The organism is Erythrobacter sp. 3-20A1M, assembly GCF_018636735.1.
GTDB lineage: Bacteria > Pseudomonadota > Alphaproteobacteria > Sphingomonadales > Sphingomonadaceae > Alteriqipengyuania.
In genome coordinates this window covers 279,533-305,119 of record NZ_CP045200.1, presented here as the reverse complement: position 1 = coordinate 305,119, position 25,587 = coordinate 279,533, and the positions used below count along the sequence as shown (strand labels likewise).

The 25,587-nt window shown below is 64.1% G+C and carries 32 protein-coding genes; 25 read left to right on the top strand and 7 right to left on the bottom strand.

Annotated features, from left to right (window positions below; all coding sequences use genetic code 11):
- Positions 1-7 precede the first annotated feature (7 nt).
- From rpsQ to F7D01_RS01400, 12 genes are all read left to right on the top strand, one after another.
- Positions 8-298: a 30S ribosomal protein S17 gene (gene rpsQ / locus F7D01_RS01455; protein WP_215228512.1), complete on the top strand. Its 291-nt coding sequence runs from the start codon at positions 8-10 to the stop codon at positions 296-298.
- An 83-nt stretch (positions 299-381) separates the two neighbouring features.
- Complete coding sequence (gene rplN, locus F7D01_RS01450) at positions 382-750, top strand: 50S ribosomal protein L14 (RefSeq protein WP_067680194.1); 369 nt, start codon at positions 382-384, stop codon at positions 748-750.
- Positions 750-1,070: a 50S ribosomal protein L24 gene (gene rplX / locus F7D01_RS01445; protein ID WP_215228511.1), complete on the top strand. Its 321-nt coding sequence runs from the start codon at positions 750-752 to the stop codon at positions 1,068-1,070. The genes rplN and rplX overlap by 1 nt, the downstream gene beginning before the upstream one ends.
- Positions 1,063-1,641 (top strand): 50S ribosomal protein L5, encoded by a 579-nt coding sequence (gene rplE, locus F7D01_RS01440; protein ID WP_215228510.1) that lies wholly within the window; start codon positions 1,063-1,065, stop codon positions 1,639-1,641. Before rplX ends, rplE begins: the two co-directional genes overlap by 8 nt.
- A gap of 26 nt (positions 1,642-1,667) precedes the next feature.
- Entirely contained in the window at positions 1,668-1,973 is a 306-nt protein-coding gene (rpsN, locus tag F7D01_RS01435; protein WP_215228509.1) for a 30S ribosomal protein S14, read from the top strand.
- Between the two features lie 11 nt (positions 1,974-1,984).
- Positions 1,985-2,380, top strand: a complete 396-nt coding sequence (rpsH, locus tag F7D01_RS01430) for a 30S ribosomal protein S8 (RefSeq protein WP_215228508.1) — start codon at positions 1,985-1,987, stop codon at positions 2,378-2,380.
- Positions 2,380-2,913: a 50S ribosomal protein L6 gene (gene rplF, locus F7D01_RS01425; RefSeq protein ID WP_215228507.1), complete on the top strand. Its 534-nt coding sequence runs from the start codon at positions 2,380-2,382 to the stop codon at positions 2,911-2,913. The genes rpsH and rplF overlap by 1 nt, the downstream gene beginning before the upstream one ends.
- A gap of 1 nt (position 2,914) precedes the next feature.
- On the top strand, positions 2,915-3,259 hold the full coding sequence (rplR, locus tag F7D01_RS01420) for a 50S ribosomal protein L18 (protein WP_215228506.1): 345 nt from the start codon (positions 2,915-2,917) through the stop codon (positions 3,257-3,259).
- A 1-nt stretch (position 3,260) separates the two neighbouring features.
- Positions 3,261-4,139: a 30S ribosomal protein S5 gene (gene rpsE / locus F7D01_RS15110; RefSeq protein WP_371819630.1), complete on the top strand. Its 879-nt coding sequence runs from the start codon at positions 3,261-3,263 to the stop codon at positions 4,137-4,139.
- Between the two features lie 5 nt (positions 4,140-4,144).
- Positions 4,145-4,321: a 50S ribosomal protein L30 gene (gene rpmD, locus F7D01_RS01410; protein WP_215228505.1), complete on the top strand. Its 177-nt coding sequence runs from the start codon at positions 4,145-4,147 to the stop codon at positions 4,319-4,321.
- Positions 4,318-4,644: a hypothetical protein gene (locus F7D01_RS01405; protein ID WP_215228504.1), complete on the top strand. Its 327-nt coding sequence runs from the start codon at positions 4,318-4,320 to the stop codon at positions 4,642-4,644. Before rpmD ends, F7D01_RS01405 begins: the two co-directional genes overlap by 4 nt.
- Before the next feature lie 205 nt (positions 4,645-4,849).
- Positions 4,850-5,311 (top strand): PleD family two-component system response regulator, encoded by a 462-nt coding sequence (locus F7D01_RS01400; RefSeq protein ID WP_215228503.1) that lies wholly within the window; start codon positions 4,850-4,852, stop codon positions 5,309-5,311.
- Between the two features lie 166 nt (positions 5,312-5,477).
- Here the strand turns inward: F7D01_RS01400 and F7D01_RS01395 are convergent, their stop codons facing one another.
- Positions 5,478-6,491, bottom strand: a complete 1,014-nt coding sequence (locus tag F7D01_RS01395) for an acyltransferase (protein ID WP_215228502.1) — start codon at positions 6,489-6,491, stop codon at positions 5,478-5,480.
- Between the two features lie 195 nt (positions 6,492-6,686).
- Here F7D01_RS01395 and rplO point away from each other — a divergent pair, with 195 nt between their 5' ends.
- The 12 genes from rplO (at position 6,687) to F7D01_RS01340 (ending at position 15,072) form a co-directional block, all read left to right on the top strand.
- Positions 6,687-7,187 carry a 50S ribosomal protein L15 gene (gene rplO, locus F7D01_RS01390; protein WP_215228501.1) on the top strand — a complete coding sequence of 167 codons (501 nt, stop codon included), beginning with the start codon at positions 6,687-6,689 and terminating at the stop codon, positions 7,185-7,187.
- Between the two features lie 106 nt (positions 7,188-7,293).
- On the top strand, positions 7,294-8,658 hold the full coding sequence (gene secY / locus F7D01_RS01385) for a preprotein translocase subunit SecY (RefSeq protein WP_215228500.1): 1,365 nt from the start codon (positions 7,294-7,296) through the stop codon (positions 8,656-8,658).
- Positions 8,659-8,688: 30 nt separating this feature from the next.
- A complete protein-coding gene (locus F7D01_RS01380) occupies positions 8,689-9,333 on the top strand; it encodes an adenylate kinase (protein ID WP_215228499.1) in 645 nt (214 codons plus the stop codon).
- A 73-nt stretch (positions 9,334-9,406) separates the two neighbouring features.
- Entirely contained in the window at positions 9,407-10,111 is a 705-nt protein-coding gene (locus tag F7D01_RS01375) for an SRPBCC family protein (RefSeq protein ID WP_251566977.1), read from the top strand.
- 9 nt (positions 10,112-10,120) lie between these two features.
- Entirely contained in the window at positions 10,121-10,306 is a 186-nt protein-coding gene (locus F7D01_RS15105; protein WP_251566975.1) for an SDR family NAD(P)-dependent oxidoreductase, read from the top strand.
- Entirely contained in the window at positions 10,294-10,905 is a 612-nt protein-coding gene (locus tag F7D01_RS01370) for an SDR family oxidoreductase (protein WP_251567164.1), read from the top strand. The genes F7D01_RS15105 and F7D01_RS01370 overlap by 13 nt, the downstream gene beginning before the upstream one ends.
- Positions 10,906-11,226: 321 nt before the next feature.
- Positions 11,227-11,595 (top strand): 30S ribosomal protein S13, encoded by a 369-nt coding sequence (gene rpsM / locus F7D01_RS01365; RefSeq protein WP_215228497.1) that lies wholly within the window; start codon positions 11,227-11,229, stop codon positions 11,593-11,595.
- Positions 11,596-11,652: 57 nt separating this feature from the next.
- On the top strand, positions 11,653-12,042 hold the full coding sequence (rpsK, locus tag F7D01_RS01360) for a 30S ribosomal protein S11 (RefSeq protein WP_215228496.1): 390 nt from the start codon (positions 11,653-11,655) through the stop codon (positions 12,040-12,042).
- A 106-nt stretch (positions 12,043-12,148) separates the two neighbouring features.
- A complete protein-coding gene (locus tag F7D01_RS01355; protein WP_215228495.1) occupies positions 12,149-13,204 on the top strand; it encodes a DNA-directed RNA polymerase subunit alpha in 1,056 nt (351 codons plus the stop codon).
- A 90-nt stretch (positions 13,205-13,294) separates the two neighbouring features.
- Entirely contained in the window at positions 13,295-13,717 is a 423-nt protein-coding gene (gene rplQ, locus F7D01_RS01350) for a 50S ribosomal protein L17 (RefSeq protein WP_215228494.1), read from the top strand.
- A 204-nt stretch (positions 13,718-13,921) separates the two neighbouring features.
- Positions 13,922-14,443, top strand: coding sequence for a hypothetical protein (locus F7D01_RS01345; protein ID WP_215228493.1), 522 nt, complete (start codon positions 13,922-13,924; stop codon positions 14,441-14,443).
- Positions 14,444-14,532: 89 nt separating this feature from the next.
- Positions 14,533-15,072, top strand: a complete 540-nt coding sequence (locus F7D01_RS01340) for a hypothetical protein (RefSeq protein ID WP_215228492.1) — start codon at positions 14,533-14,535, stop codon at positions 15,070-15,072.
- Here the strand turns inward: F7D01_RS01340 and F7D01_RS01335 are convergent.
- Positions 15,060-15,722 carry a trimeric intracellular cation channel family protein gene (locus F7D01_RS01335; RefSeq protein ID WP_215228491.1) on the bottom strand — a complete coding sequence of 221 codons (663 nt, stop codon included), beginning with the start codon at positions 15,720-15,722 and terminating at the stop codon, positions 15,060-15,062. The genes F7D01_RS01340 and F7D01_RS01335 overlap by 13 nt on opposite strands.
- A 164-nt stretch (positions 15,723-15,886) precedes the next feature.
- Here F7D01_RS01335 and F7D01_RS01330 point away from each other — a divergent pair, with 164 nt between their 5' ends.
- Entirely contained in the window at positions 15,887-17,563 is a 1,677-nt protein-coding gene (locus F7D01_RS01330; RefSeq protein ID WP_215228490.1) for a hypothetical protein, read from the top strand.
- 33 nt (positions 17,564-17,596) lie between these two features.
- On the opposite strand, the gene F7D01_RS01325 is transcribed toward F7D01_RS01330, so the two are convergent.
- The 5 genes from F7D01_RS01325 to F7D01_RS01305 form a co-directional block, all read right to left on the bottom strand.
- Complete coding sequence (locus tag F7D01_RS01325) at positions 17,597-18,931, bottom strand: serine hydrolase (protein WP_215228489.1); 1,335 nt, start codon at positions 18,929-18,931, stop codon at positions 17,597-17,599.
- A 62-nt stretch (positions 18,932-18,993) separates the two neighbouring features.
- The gene (locus F7D01_RS01320) at positions 18,994-19,830 is read right to left on the bottom strand and encodes a hypothetical protein (RefSeq protein ID WP_215228488.1); all 837 of its coding nucleotides are present in this window, start codon (positions 19,828-19,830) and stop codon (positions 18,994-18,996) included.
- 13 nt (positions 19,831-19,843) lie between these two features.
- A complete protein-coding gene (gene lpdA / locus F7D01_RS01315) occupies positions 19,844-21,247 on the bottom strand; it encodes a dihydrolipoyl dehydrogenase (protein ID WP_215228487.1) in 1,404 nt (467 codons plus the stop codon).
- 110 nt (positions 21,248-21,357) lie between these two features.
- Positions 21,358-22,632: a 2-oxoglutarate dehydrogenase complex dihydrolipoyllysine-residue succinyltransferase gene (odhB, locus tag F7D01_RS01310; RefSeq protein WP_215228486.1), complete on the bottom strand. Its 1,275-nt coding sequence runs from the start codon at positions 22,630-22,632 to the stop codon at positions 21,358-21,360.
- A 3-nt stretch (positions 22,633-22,635) separates the two neighbouring features.
- Positions 22,636-25,497: a 2-oxoglutarate dehydrogenase E1 component gene (locus F7D01_RS01305; RefSeq protein ID WP_215228485.1), complete on the bottom strand. Its 2,862-nt coding sequence runs from the start codon at positions 25,495-25,497 to the stop codon at positions 22,636-22,638.
- Between the last annotated feature and the right edge of the window lie 90 nt (positions 25,498-25,587).

The window sequence follows — 25,587 nt, the reverse complement described above, 5'->3', positions numbered from 1 at the left end:
CCAAGATATGCCCAAACGTATCCTGATCGGGACGGTGACGTCCGACAAGACCGACAAGACGGTGACCGTGCTGGTCGAGCGCAAGGTGAAGCACCCGCTCTACGGCAAGATCATCCGCCGCTCGAAGAAGTACCACGCCCACGACGAGAACAACGAGTTCACGCTGGGCGACGTGGTGCGGATCGAGGAGACCAAGCCGATCTCCAAGACCAAGACCTGGGCCGTCAAGGACCGGGTCACCGCGGGCGGCGTGCAGCCGGTCGAGGCCGAGCTCGACGTCGAGGCGGCGAGCAACTGAATTTTGCGCCCCGTATTTGCGGGGACAGGCGTAGGAACTGCCGGGCAACCGTCCCGGCAAGCCAGTGAGAAGGAACCGGATCGATGATCCAGATGCAGTCCAATCTCGACGTCGCGGACAACAGCGGCGCGAAGCGCGTCCAGTGCATCAAGGTGCTGGGCGGGTCGAAGCGTCGTACGGCGTCCGTCGGCGACGTGATCGTGGTTTCCGTGAAGGAAGCCCAGCCGCGCGCGAAGGTGAAGAAGGGCGACGTACACCGCGCCGTCATCGTTCGCACGAAGAAGGATGTGCGCCGCCCCGATGGCAGCGTGATCCGCTTCGACAGCAATGCCGCGGTGCTCGTGAACAAGAGCGAAGAGCCGATCGGCACCCGTATCTTCGGACCCGTCGTGCGCGAACTGCGCGGCCGCGGCTTCATGAAGATCATCTCGCTCGCACCGGAGGTGCTGTGATGGCTAATGCCAAGATCAAGAAGGGTGACAGCGTCGTCGTCCTGTCCGGCAAGGACAAGGGCAAGACCGGCACCGTCGCGAAGGTCCTGCCCAAGGAAGGCAAGGTCGTCGTCGAGGGTGTGAACACGATCGCCCGTCACCGCAAGCCGAGCCAGACCAACCCGCAGGGTGGCATCGACCGCTACGAGGCGCCGATGTCCATTGCCAAGGTTGCCGTGGCCGATCCGAAGGACGGCAAGCCGACCCGCGTCCGCTTCGAGGAGCAGGACGGCAAGAAGGTCCGCATCGCCGTCAAGTCCGGGGAGAAAATCGATGGCTGATTATACCCCTCGCATGAAAGCCCGTTACGAGGAGGAAATCGCGAAGGCGATGACCGAGAAGTTCGGGTACAAGAACCGTCTGGAAGTTCCGCGGCTCGAAAAGATCGTGCTCAACATGGGCGTGGGCGAGGCGAGCCAGGACAAGAAGAAGGTCCAGACCGCTGCCGAGGAAATGGCGCTGATCGCCGGTCAGAAGCCGGTCATCACCAAGGCGAAGAAGTCGATCGCTCAGTTCAAGCTGCGCGAAGGCATGCCGATCGGGTGCAAGGTGACCCTGCGCCGCGAGCGGATGTACGAATTCCTCGACCGCCTCGTGACGATCGCGATGCCCCGCATCCGCGACTTCCGCGGCCTCAACCCGCGTTCCTTCGACGGTCGTGGCAACTATGCCATGGGCCTGAAGGAGCAGATCGTGTTCCCCGAGATCAGCTACGACAAGATCGAGAAGGTCCGGGGCATGGACATCATCGTGACCACGACCGCCAAGACGGACGAAGAAGCGCGCGAACTGCTGCGCCTGTTCGGTTTCCCGTTCCCGGCGGAAGAGTCGCAAGAGAAGGAAGCGGCGTAAGCCGCGAGAAAGAGAGCTTAAGTCCAATGGCGAAACTGAGTTCGATCAACAAGAACGAGAAGCGCAAGAAGCTGGTCAAACAGTATGCGGCGAAGTTCGAGAAGTTGAAGGCGATCGCGGACGACACCTCGCTCGACGAGAGCGAGCGTCTGATGGCCCGGCTGAAGATGGCCGAGCTGCCGCGCAATGCGAACCCGACCCGGGTGCGCAACCGCTGCTCCACCACCGGCCGCCCGCGCGGCTATTACCGCAAGTTCGGCATTAACCGCATCGAACTGCGCGACCTCGGCAACAAGGGCCTGATTCCGGGCCTGACCAAGTCGAGCTGGTGAGGAATCGATAGATGGCTATGACCGATCCCCTGGGTGACATGCTCACCCGCATCCGCAACGGCCAGCAGGCGAAGAAGGACAGCGTCCTCTCGCCCGCCAGCAAGCTGCGTGCAAACGTCCTCGAAGTTCTCCAGCGTGAAGGCTACATCCGTGGCTATTCCGAGGACGAGAGCGGCAAGCACAAGGCGCTGCGGATCGAACTGAAATATTTCGAAGGCGAGCCCGCGATCAAGCATCTCGCCCGCGTTTCGAAGCCGGGCCGGCGCGTCTATTCGGGCAGCCGCGAGCTGCCGAGCGTGCGCAACGGCCTTGGCATCACCATCGTCTCGACGCCGCGCGGCGTGCTCTCGGATGCCGAAGCACGCAGCGAGAAGGTCGGCGGCGAAGTGCTGGCGGAGGTGTTCTGATGAGCCGCATCGGCAAAAGGCCGGTGGCGATCCCCAACGGGGTCACCGCCAATATCGAGGGCCAGACCCTGAACGTGAAGGGGCCCAAGGGCACCCTGTCGATGTCGCTCAGCGATCTCATCGACTACAAGGTGGAAGGCGACGCGATCAGCGTGCAGCCCGCCAACGACACGCAGAAGGCGCGGGCCTATTGGGGCATGCAGCGCACGCTGGTGTCGAACCTGGTCGAAGGTGTCACCGAAGGCTTCACCAAGACGCTGCAGATCTCTGGCGTCGGCTACCGTGCGCAGGCGCAGGGCAGCAAGCTGAAGCTGCAACTGGGCTATTCGCACGACGTCGATCTCGACGTTCCCGAAGGCCTTACGGTGCAGACCCCGGACCAGACGACCGTGATCGTTACCGGGATCGACAAGCAGGCCGTGGGCCAGTTTGCCGCCGAAGTCCGCCGCTGGCGCAAGCCCGAGCCGTATAAGGGCAAGGGCATCAAGTACCAGGGCGAGTATATCTTCCGCAAGGAAGGGAAGAAGAAGTAAGATGGCAAAGCTTTCCCTCTTCGAACGCCGCCGGCGTCGCGTGCGTACGGCTCTCAAGTCGCGTGCCGGTGACAAGCCGCGCCTGTCGGTGCATCGTACCGGCCAGCATATCTATGCCCAGGTCATCGACGATGCGCAGGGCAAGACGATCGCGTCCGCTTCCACCCTTGGTGGCAAGAGCACCGGCGCGAATGTCGATGCCGCCACCCAGGTGGGCAAGGACATCGCCGCCGCCGCCCAGAAGGCGGGCGTGACTTCCGTCGTGTTCGATCGCGGCGGCTTCCTGTTCCATGGCCGCGTGAAAGCGCTGGCCGACGCCGCCCGCGAAGGCGGGCTGGAGTTCTGATATGGCTGACGAAAAGAAACCCGAAGACAACGCCGCTACCGATGCGGCCAACGCGCCCGCGATGACCCCCGAGGTCGCCAAGGCTCGCGCCGATTCCGGTGTCGATATCGACCACCCGGCGAGCGCCGAGAGCGGTCCGGAAGTGAAGAAGGAAGAACCGGCGATCGCCGATACGCCTTCCGAAGCTGCCGACAACCAGAGCGCCGCGCAGGGTGCCGAAGGCCAGCCGCGCGAGCGTGGCGATCGCGGCGGTCGTGGCCGTGGCGGTCGTGACGGTGGTGGCGGTGGTCGCGGCCGTGGCCGTGGCGGCCGCGACGGCGGTCGCGGGCGGCGCGAGGAAGAAGACGACGGCATCATCGAGAAGCTCGTCCATATCAACCGCGTCAGCAAGACGGTGAAGGGCGGCAAGCGCTTCGGCTTCGCGGCGCTGGTCGTCGTGGGCGACGGGTCGGGCCGGGTCGGCTTCGGCCACGGCAAGGCGCGCGAAGTGCCCGAGGCGATTACCAAGGCTTCGGCCTCGGCTCGCAAGAAGATGGTTCGCGTTCCGCTGAAGGAAGGCCGCACGCTCCACCATGACGGCAAGGGCCGTTTCGGTGCGGGCAAGGTGACCGTTCGTGCCGCACCGGCGGGTACCGGCATCATCGCTGGCGGCCCGATGCGCGCCGTGTTCGAGAGCCTGGGCGTGGCCGACGTGGTGACCAAGTCGGTCGGTACGTCCAACCCCTACAACATGATCCGCGCCACGTTCGATGCGCTGACCAACCAGACGTCGCCGAAATCGGTGGCGCAGCGTCGGGGCAAGAAGGTCGCCGACCTGCTGGGTCGTGGCAGTTCGAGCGAGGCCGAGGCGGAAGCCGACGCCGCGGCTCTGGTGGAGTAACCGGAATGGCCAAGATCAAGATCAAGCAGATCGGCAGCCCGATCCGGCGCCCTGAATCGCAGAAGAAGATTCTCGTCGGGCTGGGCTTGGGCAAAATGCACCGCACCGTGGAGGTGGAAGACACCCCCGAGGTGCGCGGCGCGATCGCGAAGCTCCCCCACATGGTGGAAGTGGTCGAGTGAAACACTTCCGGTTCTTCCTGGAAGGGGAAAATTTTCCCCTTCCACAGGAAGGATCGGAAGTCGTTGTCGACATGGGCTGGTTCGCCACCCGCTGGGTGCAGGCGACGACGCTCGACGCGGCGATGGCAAAGGTGATGAGCGACATTCGCCGTCATCCCCGCCTTGCCGCCGTTCCTCCCGGCAGCGGTGCGATCGTGTCCGTGCATGAAGCACGTAGGATAAACGCCGGTCAGGCCGGTGCCCCCCGAGAGGCTTTGTCCTTCTATCGCATGCCGCCATCCGGCCCGAAGCAGAACGAGAGCGCCGCGAGCGTCAGTATCTGAGCGACATCCCCCGGGCGCATAGGCTACGGCAGACGCCGCCGGATCTCGGCAGTGACACATGGGAATACGGCGCGAAGCGCGCCTCGCCCCAGGCAATCTGCGTATGCGCCGCTAGGCACCCTCCAAGACATCATCGAAAACGCCTGCCTCGGCGGAACTTTGCAGCCGTTAGGTTCGTATGCCCGTTCGCGAGGAGGGGCCCCTTATGCACCGTTTGGTCGCGGTGTTGTCCATACCGGTGGTGATGCTAACCTCCTCCGGGATCGCAGGAAAAGGCCCATCTATGGCACTGATATTGTACGCCGAAGACGACCCCATCATGGGGGAGATCGTCAGGGCGGCGCTGGGTAAGGCGGGTCACGTCGTCGGGGTGGTGGGGGACGGAAAGGCTGCGCTCGCGTCGCTGCGCTTTCGCCGGCCCGCGCTGCTGATTCTGGATATGAATATGCCCGGGGTCGGCGGAGCGGAAGTGCTGGATTACGTCAGGCGCGATCCCGATCTCTACGATCTTTCCGTCCTGATCCTGACAGCGCGCCAGAGCGCATCGGACGAGGAGATCACGCTTCGAGCCGGAGCGACCGATTATTTGAAAAAGCCCGTCGATCCCGATAAGCTTGCGGTGACGGTGGATATGATCCTGATGCGGGACGAAGCCCGCCGCGGCTGACCCGCTCCGCCGCCGGTACGTTAGACACCCCGGAAACGGAAAACGCACATCGGGATCTAAGAGGCAGTTCCTTCCAACCGTGCTGGCCATAGCGAAAGCGCGCATGGTCGGCGTATGGGCGCATCCATTCCCGAGCCTGGACCATTCTCCAGCTGCAATCGATCGTTCACTTGCCTTGGAGGGAACGTTCGTCGGCTAATCCCGGGCGTTCTCCCTTCGCGAGAAACTTGGGTAGAACAAATAGCCAGGGCGCGAAGCGATCCGTTATGTTTCTGATCACGACCGATACGAATACCGCTATCGCCGTGCCCAAGGGTACGGCCCAGTATTCGATGCCTTCTGTCGTCACCTTGCGGAACAAGCTCATCAGCGGCCACATCATGCCGAAGTGAAGGATGAATATCTCGAGCGAATGCCGTCCCAGATATGTGAAAAGGGCGCGCACGGCCTCGAGATGATCCGTTATGATCTTGGCGATCGACAAGCCCACGATCGTTCCGAACACGGCAAGACCGGCATTGAAACCGAGTTTTCCGGAAATGATCGCCAGCAGAAGAGCCGCCGTGCCGATCGTGATGGGGCGAGCCACGAGGTATCGAACCCACGGCATCGCAAACCAGATACCGAAAAGATAGAAGACAGCATCCTTGGCGACGGCGGTCTGATGGGTCGAAAGCGCGCCCCACAGGTTCTGGGGCCACCCTGCAAACGATAGGATCGAAAGCGCCGCGGCGATCAGTATCGCCGGAAGTTTCATGGACACCGCCGCCCGCGCGGTGAAGCGGTAGATCAGGAGGCCCCATAAGAACCACAGGTGTATCGGTGGATTATAGAACGATGAGAGAACCCATTCCGGGTCCTCGCGCCCTCGCAGCGCATACAGGAAGGTCCACAGCGTGAAGAGCCAGATCATCGTCAGCAATCTCTTGCGAAAGAAGGTGGCCCAGCCTTCGGACAAGGTATGGCTGAAAACGAGACCGGATACGAAGAAAAACAGCGGCATCCGGATCTGCAGCAGTGGATTGTTTATCGCGACGTAGATCGAGTCCCGTGGCAGATCGATGGTAGTGTACGCGGCGGCAATGGCATGCCAGAATACCACCAGGACTATCGAGAAGCCTTTCGCGGTATCGAGGAACAGTTCGCGTGGTTTCTTGTCCGACGCTGTGATTTCGGCCATCCGGCGGTTTCCCTATGCTGAAATCGAAGGCCTATCGACAAGCACCGAACACGATCGCGCCGGTGGAATTCAGCCTCTTTCAGAATATTTTCGGGAAAGAACCTCAGTGCGATTCCGAGGGTGACATCGCGGCTAAATCTCGTTAAGGGCGCGCCTTTCCAACAGCGCGAACCAAAGCGAAAGCGAGTGCAGACCATGAAATTGAACGAAATCCGCGACAACGAAGGTGCCCGTAAATCCCGCATGCGCGTGGGCCGGGGCATCGGCTCGGGCAAGGGCAAGACCGCGGCGCGCGGCCAGAAGGGCCAGAAGAGCCGCGAGGGCGTGTCCATCAACGGCTTCGAAGGCGGCCAGATGCCGCTCCACATGCGCCTGCCGAAGCGCGGCTTCAACAATCCGTTCGCGAAGGACTATGCCGAGGTGAACCTGGGCATGGTGCAGAAGTTCATCGACGCCGACAAGCTCGATGCGAAAAAGGACATCGACCACGCCGCACTGAAGGCGGCCGGCCTCGCCCGTGGTGGCAAGGACGGTGTGCGCCTGCTCGGCAAGGGCGAGCTCAAGGCGAAGGCCAAGTTCATCGTCGCTGGTGCCAGCAAGGGCGCGATCGAGGCTGTCGAGAAGGCCGGCGGGTCAGTCGAGGTGCTCGCACCTAAGAAGCCGAAAACCGAAAAGGCCGCCAAGGCCGACGCATAATTCACGCAAAAGGGGCGGGCCGGGTTCGACATCGGACCCGCCCGTCCCTATGTGTCCCCCCGACGCCGGGAGGGACCGGCGAAAAGTCTAGGATATACAGAATCCCATGGCATCACGCGCCGACAATATCGCGAGCAATCTGAGCCTCGCGAATTTCTCCAAGGCCACCGAGCTGAAGAACCGTATCTGGTTCACCATCGGTGCCCTGATCGTGTTCCGCTTCCTGAGCTTCGTACCGCTGCCGGGCGTCAATCCGATGATCCTGTCGCAGCTATACGCGCAGACGCGGGGCGGGATCCTCGATCTCTTCAACACCTTCTCGGGCGGTAGCCTGGAGCGCATGAGTCTCATCGCGCTCGGCGTGATGCCTTACATTACGGCCTCGATCGTCGTGCAGATGGCCGCTTCGCTTCACCCGGCGCTCGCCGCGTTGAAGAAGGAAGGGGCGACCGGGCGTCAGAAGCTGAACCAGTATACCCGCTACGGCACAGTCTTCCTGTGCGCGATCCAGGGCTGGTTCCTGGCGACCGGCCTCGAAAGCTACGGTGCCCAGAGTGGCATGCAGGCGGTGATCGATCCCGGCCTGCTGTTCCGCGTGGTCGCGGTGATCAGCCTGATCGGCGGGACTATGTTCCTGCTGTGGCTGGGCGAGCAGATCACCAGCCGGGGTATCGGCAACGGCGTCTCGCTGATCATCATGGCGGGCATCGTCGCCCAGTTCCCGAACTTCACCAGCAACATGTTCGCCAGCTATTCGAAGGGCACGATCAGCTCGTTCCTGATCATCGGCTTCATCGCCATGATCGTAGGGCTGGTGCTGTTCATCTGTTACATGGAGCGGGCGCAGCGGCGCTTGCTGATCCAGTATCCCAAGCGCGCGACGCAGCGCGGGATGATGCAGGCGGATCGCAGCCACCTGCCGCTGAAGCTCAACACGTCGGGCGTGATCCCGCCGATCTTTGCCAGCTCGCTGCTGCTGCTGCCGCTGACCATCAGCCAGTTCGCGCAGAACTCGATCGCGATCAACAGCACCGGCGGTCAGATCCTGCAGACGCTCAACCAGTATCTGCAGCATGGCCAGCCGCTCTACATGCTGCTGTATGCGATCGGCATCATCTTCTTCTGCTTCTTCTACACCGCCGTCGTCTTCAACCCGGAGGAAACCGCGGACAATCTGAAGAAGAACGGCGGCTTCATTCCCGGTATCCGTCCGGGCAAGCGGACCAGCGAGTATCTCGATTACGTCCTGACCCGCATCACCGTGGTCGGTGCCGTATACCTGACCGTGGTCTGCTGCCTGCCCGAATACGTCATCGCGCAGACCGGCATTCCGCTGTTCCTGGGCGGAACCAGCCTGCTGATCGTCGTCAACGTCACCGTCGACACCATCAGCCAGATTCAGTCGCACCTGCTGGCGCACCAGTATGGTGACCTGATCAAGAAGGCGAAGTTGAAGGGGCGCATGCGCTAGGGCATGACCGGGGCGAAAGGGGAGCGCCAAATGAACATCATCCTTCTGGGTCCGCCGGGCGCGGGCAAAGGGACGCAGGCCAATCGCTTGGTCGAAGAGCGCGGCATGGTGCAGCTGTCCACCGGCGACATGCTGCGCGCCGCGGTGAAGGCGAGCACACCCGTCGGACTTAAGGCCAAGGCGGTGATGGACCGCGGAGAGCTGGTTTCCGACGAGATCGTGTCGGAGCTGATCGATGCCGAGCTGACCGCCATGGACGCGGGCACGGGCGCGATCTTCGACGGCTATCCCCGCACCCGCGCGCAAGCCGAAAGGCTCGACGAACTGCTCGACAAGCACGGTCGCAAGCTGGACCGAGTGATCGAGCTGGAAGTCGACGAGGATGCGCTGGTCGATCGCATCACCGGGCGCTTTACCTGCGGCAATTGCGGTGCTGGCTACCACGATCGCTACAACCTTCCGCAGGTGGAGGGGGTGTGCGACCGGTGCGGTTCCACCGAGTTCAAGCGGCGGCCCGACGATACCGAGGAAACGGTGCGTACGCGGATGCAGGAGTACCGGGCCAAGACCGCCCCGATCCTGCCCTATTACGAAGAGCGTGGCATCGTCAGCCGCGTCGATGGCATGGCCAGTATCGACGAGGTTGCCGACAAGATCGACGCGCTGCTTTCCTGATCATTTCCCCTTTTGCTTCCCATTCCCTCGGCACGCCCGTTCGCCTAGGATGGGATGCGAAGGAGGAGCGAGGGTGATCGGAAAACGGATAATCGGTGCGTGCGCGCTCACCGCCGGAACGGCGCTTGCCATGGCGACTCCGGTGCAGGCCAAGGTCGTGAGGCAGGAGGCGGATTTCTTCGTCACGCAGGACAGCGCGACGGTCCCCGCCGATCCGCAGGCGGTGTGGCTTGCGCTGATCTCTCCGGGCGAGTGGTGGAGCGACGAGCATACCTGGTCGGGCGACGCCGCGAACATGTCGATCACTCCGCAGGGCGGCGGGTGTTTCTGCGAGCGCATTCCGGAGAGCGACACGGACGGCGTGGTCGGCCTGGCGGGGAGCGTCCAGCACATGGTCGTGCTGCAAGCCTTCCCGCGCAATGCGCTGCGCATGCGTGGGGGGCTCGGCCCGTTGCAGAGCGAACCGGCGACCGGCGTCCTGACGATTACGATCAAGCCGGTCGCGGGCGGCACGCGAATTCTGTGGGAATATGTCGTCGGCGGCAAGACGCGCTACGATACGGCCGACATCGCCAAGGCGGTGGACGGCGTGATGAGCCAGCAACTCGCGGGCCTCGCGAAGAAGCTCGGCGGTAAGGTCGATGCCGCGGGGGAGGGCGCCGCCGAAGAGCGCGCCGCGCCCGCAGGCAAACCGAAGCCAGCTGCACAGGCTCCCGAAGCGAGTTCCGACAACGTGCTCGACGCCGTGGACGCGCTGGGCAAGAAACCGAAGGGCTGAGACGACACGATGGATCTGGGAATAGCCGGGAAGACCGCGATCGTCTGCGCTTCGAGCGCCGGGCTGGGCCGAGCTTGTGCAGCGCATCTAGCCGAAGCCGGGTGCGCGGTGGTTGTAAACGGACGCGACGTCGACAGACTGGAGCGGACCGCCGCCGAACTGCGCGAGCGGAGCGGGCGCGGATCGTCACCGTAGCGGGAGATGTAACCGAAGCGGAAACGCGCGAGGCGCTGATCGAAGCGGCGGGTGGGGCGGCCGACATCCTCGTCAACAATGCAGGCGGGCCGCCGCTGGCCGATTTCCGCGAACTTTCCGAACAGGACATTCACGCCGGGCTCCAGTCCAACATGGTCACCCCGATCGCGATGATCCAGCTGGTCATCGGCGGTATGGAGGAGCGCGGCTTCGGCCGGATTCTCAACATCACTTCGGCGAGCGTGCTGACCGGGATCGAGAAGCTCGATCTGTCCTCCGGCGCGCGGGCCGGTCTGACCGCGTTCCTGTCCGGCGTCGCGCGGCAGGTCGCGCCGAAGGGTGTTACGATCAACAATCTCCTGCCCGGTAATTTCGACACCGACCGGCAGGCCTCGATCATCGATCGGATCGCCGAGAACACGGGCAAGTCGCGCGATGCGGTGCGCGAACAGCGGGCAGCCGTCCAACCGGTTGGCAGGCTGGGCAATCCGGAGGAATTCGGCGCGGCCTGCGCCTTTCTCGCCAGTACGCACGCAGGCTTCATCACCGGACAGAATCTGCTCTTGGACGGAGGGGCCTTCACCGCCAATTTCCCGTAAGGCGTGCGGCTTTTGACAGAGCGGGCGTGACAGAGTAAATCGCGCTTGAAACGCGCTACGCGGGACCCATATGGAGCTCGCGCCGCTTTCGCATCGCGCGCTGTTGACGCGTGGTGAGAATCGGCCTAAGCGCGCCATTCATTCGATTGTTGCGAGATATATGAGTCCGGCAGGCTGCGAGACACTGGCACGCCAACCGGACTTTTGGCTTTTCCGGCCCTTCGTGTCCGCAGCCGCCGAATGAATATCAGCGATGAGATAGGGGGCGCCGCTTCGCGCATCCGCGGATCGACCGTCCCCCTGTGGAGCATGGAGAAGTAAGTGGCTCGTATTGCCGGGGTCAATATCCCCACCAACAAGCGCGTGATCATCGCGCTCACCTACATCCACGGGATCGGTCGCACGACCGCCGTGGAAATCGCCAACAAGCTGGGCATCGATCACAAGACCCGCGTCCAGGACCTCACCGATGCCGAGGTGCTGCAGATTCGCGAGGCGATCGACGCCGAACACACCGTGGAGGGTGACCTCCGCCGTGAGACGGCGATGAACATCAAGCGGCTGATGGACCTGCGGTCCTATCGCGGCCTGCGCCACCGTGCGGGCCTGCCCGTGCGCGGTCAGCGCACGCACACCAACGCCCGCACCCGAAAGGGCAAGGCGAAGCCGATCGCAGGTAAGAAGAAGTAAGCGCGGGTCCTTCCGCAGCTTACCCGTCTTCTTCTCTCAAGTTAGGGAAACATCACCATGGCACGCGAACCCAGCCGTATCCGGCGCCGCGAACGCAAGAACATCACCAGCGGCGTTGCGCACATCAACGCCAGCTTCAACAACACCATGATCACCATCACCGATGCGCAGGGCAATGCGATCAGCTGGTCCAGCGCCGGCATGATGGGCTTCAAGGGCAGCCGCAAGTCGACGCCCTATGCCGCGCAGGTCGCCGCCGACGATGCGGGCAAGAAGGCCGCCGAGCACGGCGTCCGCACCCTCGAGGTCGAGGTCAAGGGCCCCGGTTCGGGTCGTGAGAGCGCGCTGCGCGGGCTCGCGGCGGTCGGCTTCACGATCACCTCGATCCGTGACGTCACCCCGATCCCGCATAACGGGGTGCGCCCGTCGAAGCGTCGCCGCGTCTGATCCGAGCCTGCCCGGCGGCGCCTAACGGTGCCGCCGCTCCCATCCCGGATTGGACGCGCAAGGCCAGCGCACCGGTCCGCCCGAATTCGAACACCAGGGGAATCCCATGTCCGTCAACACCAAGAACTGGCAGGAACTCAAGAAGCCGACGCAGCTCGACATCAAGGACAGCGGTGACAAGAAGCGCAAGACCACTTTCGTAGCCGAGCCGCTGGAACGCGGTTTCGGTCTGACGCTCGGCAACGCCTTGCGCCGCGTGCTGCTCTCCAGCCTGCAGGGTGCCGCGATCACCTCGATCAAGATCGAGAACGTGCTGCACGAATTCTCCTCGCTCGCCGGCGTGCGCGAGGACGTGACCGATATCGTCCTGAACGTGAAACAGATCGCGCTGAAGATGGAAGGCGAGGGGCCCAAGCGTCTCCAGCTTTCCAAGACCGGCCCGGGTGCGGTCAAGGCGGGCGACATCGCCGTTTCGGGCGACATCGAGATCATGAACAAGGATCTCGTGCTCTGCCACCTCGACGAAGGTGCGAACCTCAACATGGAACTCACCGCCGACGTGGGTAAGGGCTATGTCCCCGCGGTCGCGAACCGTCCGGTCGATGCGCCGATCGGTCTGATCCCGGTGGACAGCCTGTATTCGCCCGTGCGCCAGGTCAGCTACAAGGTCGACAACGCCCGCGTCGGGCAGGAGCTCGACTACGACAAGCTGAATCTGACGGTGGAGACCGACGGCACCGTGACCCCGGAAGATGCCGTGGCCTACGCCGCGCGCATCCTGCAGGATCAGCTGACGCTGTTCGTCCACTTCGAGGACGGCATCCCGCAGCCGCAGAGCGCGATGATCGGCATGGCCGCCGAGCCGCAGGAATCGGATGCCAACCAGCTCAACCGCTACCTCCTCAAGAAGGTCGACGAGCTGGAGCTGTCGGTGCGTTCGGCGAACTACCTGAAGAACGACAACATCATCTATATCGGCGACCTGGTCCAGAAGACCGAGGCCGAGATGCTCCGCACGCCGAACTTCGGCCGCAAGTCGCTCAACGAGATCAAGGAAGTCCTTTCCTCGATGGGCCTGCGCCTTGGCATGGACATCCCCGGCTGGCCGCCGGAGAACATCGAGGAAATGGCCAAGAAGCTCGAACAGGAGCTGCTGGGTTAGTTCACCTCGCGACGGGCAGGGGCCGGACCCGCAAATCCGGCCCGTACCGGGGTACCTCGCACGGCCCCCTTACGAACGAAGGAATGAAATATGCGTCACGGAATTTCGCAGCGTAAGCTGAACCGCAAGTCTGGCCACCGCACCGCCATGTTCCGCAACATGTCGGCCGCGCTGATCAAGCACGAGCAGATCCTCACCACCGCGCCGAAGGCGAAGGAACTGCGCCCCTATGTCGAGAAGCTGATCACGCTGGCGAAGCGCGGCGGCCTCTCCAACCGTCGCCTTGCGATGAGCCGCCTGGGCGACGAGACCCAGCTCAAGAAGCTGTTCGACGTTCTGGCCGAGCGTTATTCCGATCGCGAGGGTGGTTACACCCGCGTCATCAAGGCCGGCTACCGCGGTAGCGACGCCGCGCAGATGGCGGTGATCGAATTCGTCGACCGCGACGAGGAGGCCAAGGGCCAGGACTCGGGCCCGGTTATGAACGACGAGGAAGATTACGAGGACGCGTAAGCCCTCCACATATCGAACAACCGGAAGGGCCGCGGGGAAACTCGCGGCCCTTTTCAATTGGTTCGAACGTATAAGTGCGTTCAGATAACTAGGCTGTTAACTGAACGGAGGCTGTCGCGTCAATTCAGCGTCGTCTCATTGCCGATGCTCCATAAGGGGATCAACCGAGGCAGTCCCGCCCCGGCCTGATGCGAGGAGCAACATATGAGAACCGTTTCAAAAGCCCTGCTCGGAACCGTCGCCGCAGGTGCGATGGCGGTGACTTCGGCAGCCCCCGCAATGGCCCGCGATCGTTACGGTCGCGACGACGGTATCAGCACGGGCGAAGTGATCGCCGGCGCCGTCATCCTGGGCGGCATCGTCGCCATCGCCAGCTCGATCGGCAAGAACCGCGACCGGTATCGCGGGGACCGCCGCTACGATGCCCGCTATCGTGACAATTATTATCGCAGCCGGGGCAATCCGCGCGCCGCGGTGGAGCAGTGCGTGCGCGCCGCGGAAGGCAATGCCAACCGCTACGGGTATCGCGCCGACGTCACCAATATCAGCCGGGTGAACGACACGCGCTATGGCTGGCAGGTTCGCGGCAACATCGCGGTCGATGCGGGTCGGGGCTATGGCCGCTACAATCGCCGCGGTGGCTACGACACCGGTCGCTTCACTTGCGACATCAGCCGCGGCCGCGTGGTCGACATCGACTATCACGGTATTCGCGGGCTGCGGTGACGCAATCTCTCGCAAAGCTGCGGTTCAGCCTCACGACAGGCTGAACCGCGCATTTTCCGCCTCTTCCCTATCGAAAGGGTGATTTCATCATGACACGACTGCCTTCCCTGCTCGCCGGACTTGCCGCCGCTTCGATGGCGGTCGTGCCGATTTCCGCCTCTGCGGCGCAGGTACAGACCCCGGTTTCGCCTGCCGTCTATGATCAGGGGTCGGCTCTGGCCTTCCTCGATGCGGATGCGCACCAGTACGACCGGAGGTGGCGCGATCGCCGCTATCGCCACCATCGCGACGACAACGGCATCACCGGCACCGACATCCTGATCGGGGCGGCGGTGATCGGCGGTCTCGCCGCGCTCGCCACCGCCAGCCAGAAGCCGCGCGAGGAACCCCGCTACGAGCCGCAATACGACGACGATTATCCGCAGGCCCCCGATCAAGCCTATAACGACCAGGCCTATAACGACAGCTATGCGTCCGCCGACGGACAGTACGACGATCAGACCTATTACAATGCCCGCGCCCGGGCCGGCTCCCCGGCACCTGACGCGCCGTCGGGCGCGTATGATTACGATCCGAACGCGCGGTCCGACTATCCCGGAGGCCCCCCGGCGGACTATTACGGCGACTGATTTTCCTCTTCCGCTGTCGCCGCGGCCCGTTCATGATAAGCCGGCAGCGCCAGATTGAAGCGGATGGCGGCGCTGCGCAGTGCGTAGCCCGCCGCCGTCGCTCCGGTCCAGGTGAAGCCCCGCGCGATATTGAGCTCGGTGCCGATGGCGCAGAGCGTTGCGGAAAGAGCCGAGGCAGTAACGTAAAGCTCCGGCTTCATCAGGATCGACGGGCGACCCGCCACCACGTCACGGATAATGCCGCCCACGCACCCCGTCACCACGCCCATCATCGCGGCGGGGACGGGCGGAACGCCATAGGTCATCGCTTTGGCCGTGCCGAGAACCGCGTAGGCGGTGAGACCCAGCCCGTCGGCATAGTCGAGCAGATGGCCGGTCCAGATGCGGGTCGGGGTGAACCACACCGCCAGCGCCACGATCAGCGTCACCGCCGCGACCCAGGGATCGTGAATCCAGAACACCGGTGCACCGATCAGCAGGTCGCGGATCGTCCCCCCGCCGACCCCGGTGACGAGGGAGAAGAAGGACAGGGTGACGAAGGTCTGCCGCTCGCGCGCGGCGATCAGCGCGCCCGACAGCGCGAACACCGCCACGCCGGCCAGATCAAGCCAGTCGAGCAGCGGCGTCAGGATGGTCTGTGCGTCTGGCATTACGGCACGGTGCGACAGGAGAGAATCATGCGCGGCCCCTTAGGCCTCTCGTGCGCACGGCACCACCCGTTGCACGCCGCCCCCTGGCAGCGGTTGCCGTGACACGCCGGGCACCGCCCGTTAGATCGACCGTTGATACCGTTCATCGCAAAGGAACCCCGCCCATGCGCAAAGCCATTCTCCCGCTTCTCCTGACGACAGCCGCGTGCGCCGCGCCGATGGCCGATACCGCCGATATCGCAAGCGCACGATCCGCTGCGGCGGAAGGCTACGATATGGATGCGCAATACGCGAAGCTGGCGGAGATCCGGATGGACCCGGACACGTCCTACCTCTCCGCCGAAGAGCGCGATGTGGTGAACCTGCTGATCCAGGCGTCCGACCTGATGAGCGAAATCTACCTGCGCCAGCGCTATGCCGACAATCCGCAGATCCGCACCGCCATCTCGCGCATCCGGCGCGCCGATCGCGACCGGCTGCTGGCGATGTTCGACCGCAATTTCGGGCCATGGGACGAGATCGCGGAACTGCATCCCTTCTACGGCACCGACGCCATGCCGGAAGGGGCGGGCTTCTATCCCACCGACATGACGCGCGAGGAATTCGACGCCTATCTCGCGGCGCATCCCGATCAGAAGGATGCGCTGACCAGCCCCTACACCGTGGTGCGGCGCGAGGGCGACGCGTTGAAGGCGATCCCCTATTCGGTCGAATACGCCCAATGGCTCAAACCCGCCGCCGCGCTGCTGGAGAAGGCGGCGGCGCGCACCAGCAATCCGAGCCTGAAGAAATTCCTGAACCTGCGGGCCAAGGCCTTCCTCACCGATGACTACTACCAGAGCGAGCTCGCCTGGATGGATCTGAAGGACACGCCGATCGAAGTCGCGATCGGCCCGTACGAGGTCTATACCGACAGGCTCTACGGCACGAAGACCGCGTTCGAGAGCTTCGTCACCCTGCGCAATCCCGAGGAAAGCGCGGCGCTGGCGAAGTACAAGAACTATCTGCGCGACATGGAAAAGAACCTGCCGATCGAGGACCGGTACAAGAATTTCGAACGCGGTTCGGAAAGCCCCATCGCGGTGGCGGACCAGGTGCATGGCGGCGGCGACAACGAACCGGGCGTGCAGACCATCGCCTTCAACCTGCCGAACGACGAGCGCGTGCGCGAGGCCAAGGGCGCGAAGAAAGTGATCCTCGCCAATGTGCTCGGCGCCAAATACGATCGCATCCTGAAGCCGATGGCGGGGGTGATCCTGAAGCCCGACCAAGCCGCGCTGGTGGCGAAGAAATACATGGAGCTGGAAACGCTGTTCCACGAGCTGTCGCACAGCCTGGGGCCGGGCAGCATCACCGTCGACGGGCGCAGGACCACGGTCAGCGCTGAGCTCAAGGACCAGTATTCCGCGATCGAGGAATCGAAGGCCGACGTGATGGGCGCGTACAACGTGCTCTACATGATGGAGCGCGGCGAAATCCCCGCGAGCGAGAAACAGCAGCTGCTCGCCTCCTACTTCGCCGGCATCTTCCGCGCGGTCCGCTTCGGCACGGAGGAGGCGCACGGCAAGGGCGCGGCGCTGCAATACGGCTATCTGAAGGAAAAGGGCGCGTTCCGCTGGGACGATGCGGCGCAGCGCTACGTGGTCGACTACGCGAAGCTGGAAAGTGGCCTCACCGATCTCCTCCACGACCAGCTAATGCTGCAGGCGCGGGGCGATTACGCCGGGACCAAGGCGTTCTTCGCTCGCTACGCCAGGCTCGACGATCATGCCCGGGCCGCGATCGCCGCGATGGGCGGCATCCCGGTCGATATCGACCCGATCTATCCGGAGCGTATCTGATCGCGATCGGGGTGGCCGGGAGCGCTGCCCGCCCTATTCTCGCCTGGCGGGCATCTCCTGACCGTTCTGGAACAGGGTCAGGCCGGTGACCTTGCCGCTGTCGTCGCGGGTGAATTCCACCACCGCGTCGACCACTTTCAGGAAGAAGCGGTCCGTCTTCTCGGCGTAGAGCTGGAACTCGGGCTGGCCCGTCGCCTGGGCCATCAAATGATCGCCCTCGCGCCGGATGGTGATCGCGAAGGTCGGCGCGAGGCGATAGGTGCCCGGGTATTCGTCCAGCGTCTCGGCCGACACCGCGACCTCATTGCGCACCGTGACCGGCGTGGCCTCGCGGCCCTGCGCCAGCTTCATCAGCGATGTGCCGAGGCGCGAGGCGGCGGGGCCATTCAGGTTGGCGAGCACCGCCACCGTCACCTTGCGGTCGGGATCGTAGCCGAGCCAGCTGTTGAACCCCTCGATCCCGCCGCTGTGCGAGATCGTCGTCGCCTCGCCTTCGCGCTGGACCAGCAAGCCGAGCGCGTAGTCGTCGCGCGCCACGGTCAGCAGGTCCTTCATGCTGGCGGCGGGTAGCAGCTTGCCGCCGAACAGCGCGCGCTCCCATTTGAGCAGATCGCGGGTGGTGGAATAGAGCCCGCCCGCGCCGAGCGGCCAAGACATGTCGGCATAGGGCGCGTTGAGCGGCCCGTCCGGCCCCGGAGCGTAGCCCGACGCCCGGTGCATCACGATCGCGCTTTGATCGTCATAGGCGGTGTCGGTCATTCCCGCCGGCTGGAACAGGTTCTCGTGCACGAAGTCCGCATAGGGCCGGCCGCTCAGGCGCTCGACGATGCGGGTGAGGACGATATAGTTGGAGTTCGAATAGTCGTATTTGGAGCCCGGTTCGAATTCCAGCGGCAGGTCGCGGAACAGAGCGATGGGCTCGCCTTCGGCGGTCGGCCGGGCCTTTTCCGCATCGAACGCGTCGAGCCCGGTGAAATTGACGATGCCGGAAGTGTGGGTGAGCAGGTTGCGCACCGTAACCTTCGCCCAGGCGGGCGGGGTGTCGGGGAGATAGGTCGAAACCGGCGCGTCGAGCTTCAGCTTGCCCTGGTCGCGCAGCATCAGGGTGGCGACGGCGGTGAACTGCTTGGTCAGCGAGCCGATGCGGAACTTTGTGTCGCCATCGTTGGCGATGTTCCATTCGAGATCGGCATCGCCATAGCCCCGGTCGAACAGCACCGTTCCGTCGCGCGCGACCAGCACCGCGCCCATGAACTGCCCGGACTCCGATTCGGCATCGGCGAAGCGGGCGATGTCGGCCTCGCTCTGAGCATGGGCGGGTGCGGCGATGGCGACCAGTGCGGCCAGCCCGAGTGCGAAACGGTTCATTGCTATCCCTCCATCGTGTATTACGATGGTAATACACGATGGCGAGGAGTGCAATCGTATCGCTACGATCCACTTCTTGTGAAAGGTCGCGCCGATGGGGCTGACTGCGTTTTGCCAAGCAGTCCGAGCGCCAGCCCGTAGCCGAGGATCGGGGCGGCACCGTAACCGATCAGCGCTGTCGGATAGGGGCCGATCAGGCTCGCAAGCACGAAGCCGACAAGGGATGCGGCCAAGGCAAGCCGTGGAAGCTTCTCGACCGGCGCGGTCAGCAGGGCGACCAGCCCCACGATCGCCGCGGCAGCCAGGACGAGCACCCACACGAGCGACTGCGCGGCTGCGGTTGCGAAAACGTGCTCGACGAACATTTGCGGCTCCAGCGTGTCGCTCAGGCACAGCACCACCGCCGCGACGATCCCCACCACGCCGAACAGCGTCAGGGACGTCTCCTTGCCGATCATGCCGATCGCGCCCACCCCCAGGGCGAGCGACAGCGAGAGCGCGGCATCGGGTTGCAGGATGGCAGCGAGCAGCGCCAGCGGTGCGCCCACGAGCAGGAGCGGGCGTTCGCGCGTCATCAGGACCAGCAAAGCCGGGAGAGCCAGTCCGCCTACGTGCAGCGTAACCGGACCGAGCGGCAGCCAGCGCGAGACACCATCCAGATGCGGGCCGCTCGCAAGCGGCACGAACAACAGCAGGAGGAGAAAGGCGAAGAGCCCGCGCCGCGGCATCGTGCCCTGCGGCGGGCGCAACCAAAGCGCCGCTGCCAGCCCGATGGCCAGCGCCACGGCGTTGACGGCGATATACTGTCGCAGCGCCCCGTTACCCGCCATCCAGACGATCCCTGCCAGTACCGGGAACGCCAGGAAGGGCAGGACGCGGTATCGTGGCCGGATCGCCATCAGCGGGCTTTGGTCATACGTGGATCGGCTTGCCCGTCACGCCCATCGCGGCTTCCTTCATCGCTTCGGCATGGGTCGGGTGCGCGTGGCAGGTGTAGGCGATGTCCTCGCTCGTCGCCCCGAATTCCATCGCCACTGCGGCTTCCGCGATCATCGTACCCGCGACGCTGGCGATGCACCATACGCCCAACACACGGTCGGTTTCCGCATCCGCGATCACCTTCACGAAGCCATCGGGCTCGTGATTGGTCTTGGCGCGACTGTTGGCCATCATCGGGAACTTGAACGACTTGACCTCGCCCGTTTCCTTCGCTTCTTCCTCGGTCAGGCCGACGCCCGCGATCTCGGGCCAGGTATAGACCACGCTGGGGATCACCGCGTGGTTCACGATGCCGGTCTGGCCCGCGATGTTTTCGGCGCAGGCGATGCCCTCGTCTTCCGCCTTGTGGGCGAGCATCGGGCCGGGGATCACGTCGCCGATCGCCCACACGCCATCCACCTTCGTGCGGAAGTCGTGATCGGTCTCGATCTGGCCGCGCTTGTTGGTTTCCAGCCCGATCGCGTCGAGGCCGAGGCCTTCGGTGTTCGGCCGCCGCCCGATCGAAACGAGGACGCAATCGGCCTCCATCGTCTCCTCGTCGCCGCCCGCCGCGGGTTCCAGCGTCAGGGTCGCCTTCTTGCCCTTCACGGACACGCCGGTGACCTTGGTCGAGAGTTTGAATTCGATTCCCTGCTTCTTGAAAATCTTGTTCGCTTCCTTGCGAATGTCGCCGTCCATACCGGGCAGCACCTGGTCGAGAAATTCGACGCAGGTGACTTCGGCGCCAAGGCGGCGCCAGACGCTGCCGAGCTCCAGCCCGATCACGCCCGCGCCGATGACGACCATCTTCTTGGGCACCTTGGGCAGTTCCAGCGCGCCGGTGGAATCGACCACCACATGGTTGTCGTTGTCGACCTCCACGCCCGGCAGCGGCGTGACGGAGGAGCCGGTGGCGATGATGATGTTCTTCGCCGTCTTCGTCTCGCCGCCGACCTCGACGGTGTGCGCGTCCTTGAATTTGGCGTAGCCGTTCAGCCAGTCGACCTTGTTCTTCTTGAACAGGAAGGCGACGCCCTTGGTCAGACCCTCGACCGCGTCGCGGCGCTGGGCGTGCATCTGGTCGAGATTGAGCTTGGGGGTCACGTCGATCCCCAGCTCCTTCATCGTGCCGTTCGCCGCCGCGTCGAAATACTCGCTCGCGTGAAGCAGCGCCTTCGACGGGATGCAGCCGACATTGAGGCAGGTGCCGCCCAGCGTCTCGCGCCCTTCGGCACAGGCGGTCTTCAGCCCCAGCTGCGCCGCGCGGATCGCGGCGACATAGCCGCCGGGTCCGGCACCGATGACGAGGACGTCGTAGTCGTAGTTCTGGTCAGCCATATCAAATTCCGCTCATCCTGAGCTTGTCGAAGGATCTTAGTTTTCACCGCGGCACCCCAAGGAAGGGCGGGGCGTCGACAAGCTCGGCCCGAGCGGTGTGGGTTCAACTCTTACAGGTCGATCAGCATCCGGGTCGGATCCTCGATCGCCTCCTTGATGATCTTCAGCGCGGTCACGGCTTCGCGCCCGTCGATCAGGCGGTGGTCGTAGCTCAATGCGATATACATCATCGGACGGATTTCGACCTTGCCGTCGATCGCGACCGGGCGGTCCTCGATCCGGTGGAGGCCCAGAACCGCGCTCTGCGGCGGGTTGATGATCGGGGTGCTCATCAGCGATCCGAACACGCCGCCGTTGGAAATGGTGAAGGTGCCGCCCTTCATGTCTTCCATCGTCAGCGTGCCTTCGCGGGCGCGGCTGCCGAAATCGGCGATGTCCTTCTCGATCTGCGCGAAACCCTTCTTGTCCGCGTCGCGGATTACCGGGACCACCAGACCGTTGGGAGCGCTGACCGCGACCGAGATATCGGCGAAGTCGTGGTACACGATCTCGTCGCCCTCGATATAGGCGTTGGCGGAGGGCACGTCCTTCAGGGCAAGGCACGCCGCCTTCGCGAAGAAGCCCATGAAGCCCAGCTTGATGTCGTGCTTCTTCGCGAACAGGTCCTTGTACTTCTCGCGCGCTTCCATGACCGCGGTCATGTCGCAATCGTTGAAGGTGGTGAGCAGCGCGGCGTTGTCCTGCGCGCCCTTCAGCCGCTTGGCGATGGTCTGGCGCATCCGGGTCATCTTGACCCGCTCTTCCTTGCGCTCGCCCGACGCGGACGGGGTGGGGGAGGGGGCAGGCGTGCTCTGACTCGGCGAGGGCGTATCGCCCTTCGCCTTGGCGGCAGCGATCACGTCCTCCTTGGTCAGGCGACCGTCCTTGCCCGTACCCTTGATGGTCGAGGGATCGACCCCGTGTTCCAGCACCGCACGCCGGACCGACGGGGACAGGGCCTGCGTGTCGTCGCTTGCCGGGGATTCACCAGAGGGAGCCTGCTGACCCGCATTCTCGGGCTTGGCCGCGTCGTCCGACTTGCCTTCCTTGGGAGCGGGGGAGGGCGATGGCGCCGGCGCGCTGTCACCGCCGCCGCTCTTCGCCTCGGCACCTTCGTCGACCGTCGCGATCACCGCGCCGACTTCGACCGTGTCGCCTTCGTTCGCGACATGCTCCGCGAGCACGCCCGCGACCGGGGATGGAACCTCGACCGAGACCTTGTCGGTTTCCAGGCTGGCGATGGGTTCGTCCACCTCCACTGCATCGCCCGGCTGCTTCAGCCATTCGGCGATCGTGCCCTCGGTGACCGATTCACCGAGCTGGGGGACCTTGATTTCGGTTGCCATGCGTCAGCCCTTCGCCTTCTTCTTGTCGTCTTCGATGCGGCATTCGCGTGCCGCCACGCCGCCGTCCGCCAGGCCGAGAGCGACCTGAACCAACGATTCCTGTTGTACCTTGTGCCGGTTGGCGAGGCCAGTTGCCGGGCTCGCCGCGACTTCACGACCGGCATAGCATGGGCGCATCCCTTCGCGGCCCGCCTTTGCCAGCGCCTGTTCGATCAGCCCGTCGACGAAGAACCACGCGCCGTTGTTCTTCGGCTCTTCCTGGCACCAGACCACGGTTTCGAGGTTCTTCATCCGCTCCAGCCGCACCGCCAGCGGATCGCCGGGGAAGGGATAGAGCTGCTCGATGCGCACGATGGAAACGTCGTCCAGTCCCTCGGCGTCGCGCTTCTCCATCAAGTCGTAGGCGACCTTGCCGCTACACAGGACCAAGCGGCGCACCTTGTCGTCGGACACGTCCACCGGGTCCGACAGGATACGCTTGAACTGGCTGTCGCCGGTGAACTCTGCCGCCGCGCTCTTCGCCATCGGATGGCGCAGCAGGCTCTTGGGCGTCATGATCACCAGCGGTTTGCGGAAACTGCGCAGCATCTGGCGACGCAGGACGTGGAAATAGTTCGCCGGGCTGGTGATGTTGCAGACCTGGATATTGTCGTTCGCACACATCTGGAGGAAGCGTTCCAGGCGGGCGGAGGAGTGCTCCGGCCCCTGGCCCTCGTATCCGTGCGGTAGCAGCATAACGAGCCCGTTCGCGCGCAGCCACTTGACCTCGCCGCTCACGATGAACTGGTCGATCATGATCTGCGCGCCATTGGCGAAGTCGCCGAACTGCGCCTCCCAGAGCACCAGTGTCTTGGGATCGGCCAGTGCGAAGCCGTATTCGAAGCCGAGCACGCCGTATTCGGACAGCGGGCTGTCATAGACCTCGAACTTGCCGTGAGGCAGGGTGGCGAGCGGGATATGCTTGTGCTCGTCCTTCTGGTCGACCCAGACGGCGTGCCGCTGGCTGAAGGTGCCGCGCCCCGAATCCTGCCCCGACAGGCGCACCCCGAACCCTTCGGTGACGAGGCTGCCGAAGGCTAATGCCTCGGCTGTCGCCCAGTCGAGCCCCTCGCCCTTCGCGAACATTTCGCGCTTGGCATCGAGCACGCGGTTGAGGGTCTTGTGGATGTTGAGCCCCTCGGGCACCTCGGTCAGCGTGCGGCCAAGGCTGTCGAACAGCTTCTTCGGGATCGCGCTTTCGACGTTGCGGCGCGCGGTCTCCGCGTCGGCGGGCTTGTTGAGGCCTGACCAGCGGCCGCTGAACCAGTCGGCGGCGTTTGGCTTGTAGCTTTCGGCGGCGTCGAATTCCTCGGCCAGATGCGCCGTGAAATCCTTCTCGTAGGTGCCGACGAATTCGCCGTCGATCACCTTCTCGTCCTTGAGCCGGTCGGAATAGAGCACGCTCACCTTCGGATGCTTCCGGATGCGGTCGTACATCAGCGGCTGGGTGAAGCTCGGCTCGTCGCCCTCGTTATGGCCGAAGCGGCGATAGCACCACATGTCGATCACGATGTCGCGGCCGAAGCGCTGGCGGTACTCGATCGCCAGCTTGCAGGCGAAGGTCACCGCTTCGGGATCGTCGCCGTTCACGTGCAGGATCGGTGCCTGCACACCCTTGGCGACATCGCTGGGGTAAGGGGACGATCTGGCGAATTGCGGGCTGGTCGTGAAACCGATCTGGTTATTGATCACGAAGTGAATGCAGCCGCCCGTGTTGTAGCCGCGCACGCCGGAGAAGCCGAGGCATTCCCACACGATGCCCTGGCCCGCGAAAGCAGCGTCGCCGTGGATCAGCACGGGCAGCACCTGCTCGTGCTTCTTCAGATCGTCGCGGATCGCCTGCTGCGCGCGGGTCTTGCCCAGCACGACCGGGTCGACCGCCTCGAGATGGCTCGGATTGGGGACCAGGGACATATGCACCTGGATCCCGTCGAATTCGCGATCGGTGCTGGTGCCCAGGTGATACTTCACGTCGCCCGATCCACCGACATCGTCGGGGTTGGCGCTGCCGCCCTGGAATTCGTGGAAGATCACTTTGTACGGCTTTGCCATCACGTTCGAAAGCACGTTCAGCCGGCCGCGGTGGGCCATGCCATAGATGATCTCGCGCACGCCCATCTGGCCGCCATACTTGATCACCGCTTCCAGGGCCGGGATCATGGATTCGCCGCCGTCGAGGCCGAACCGTTTGGTCCCGACATATTTCTTGCCGAGAAAGTTCTCGAACTGCTCGCCGCGGATCACGGCGGCCAGGATCGCGCGCTTGCCCTCGTCGGTGAACTGGATCGTCTCGTCCGGGCTTTCGAACCGTTCCTGCAGGAAGCGACGCTCCTCCACGTCGGAGATGTGCATGTATTCGAGGCCGACCTTGCCGCAGTAATCCGCGCGCAGCTTGTCGACGATTTCCTGCGGGGTCGCCCATTCGAGACCCAGCGTGCCGCCGACATAGACCTCGCGCTTCAGCGCGTCGCCGGTGAAGCCGTGCCAGTCCAGCTTCAGGTCCTGCGGAATCTCACGGTGGCTAAGTTCGAGCGGGTCGAGATTGGCGGAGAGATGCCCGCGTACGCGATAGGTGCGGATCAGCAGCATGGCGCGGATCGAATCCGCCGCCGCCTGCTCGATCGAAGCGGCATCGGTCGGCTTGCCCGCCTTCTTCGCCGCTTCCTTCACCGCGATCTTCATCGCGGTGGGATCGAGCGCCTGCGTCAGCTCGCTTTCGGACTCCACCCCGGTCAGCGGCCAGCGCGGGTTGCCCCAGCTCGGCCCCTGCTGCGGCCCGTCCTGGTCGCCCAGCTCGGGGAGGAAATCGTGTGCTTCGTTACCCATGCCGGGTCACCTTTTGCATAGCGCGTTTGTCGGCGGTGTATTAAGCCAATGCCCGAACGCCGCGGTCGGTCCCTGAACCCACCGCGGCGT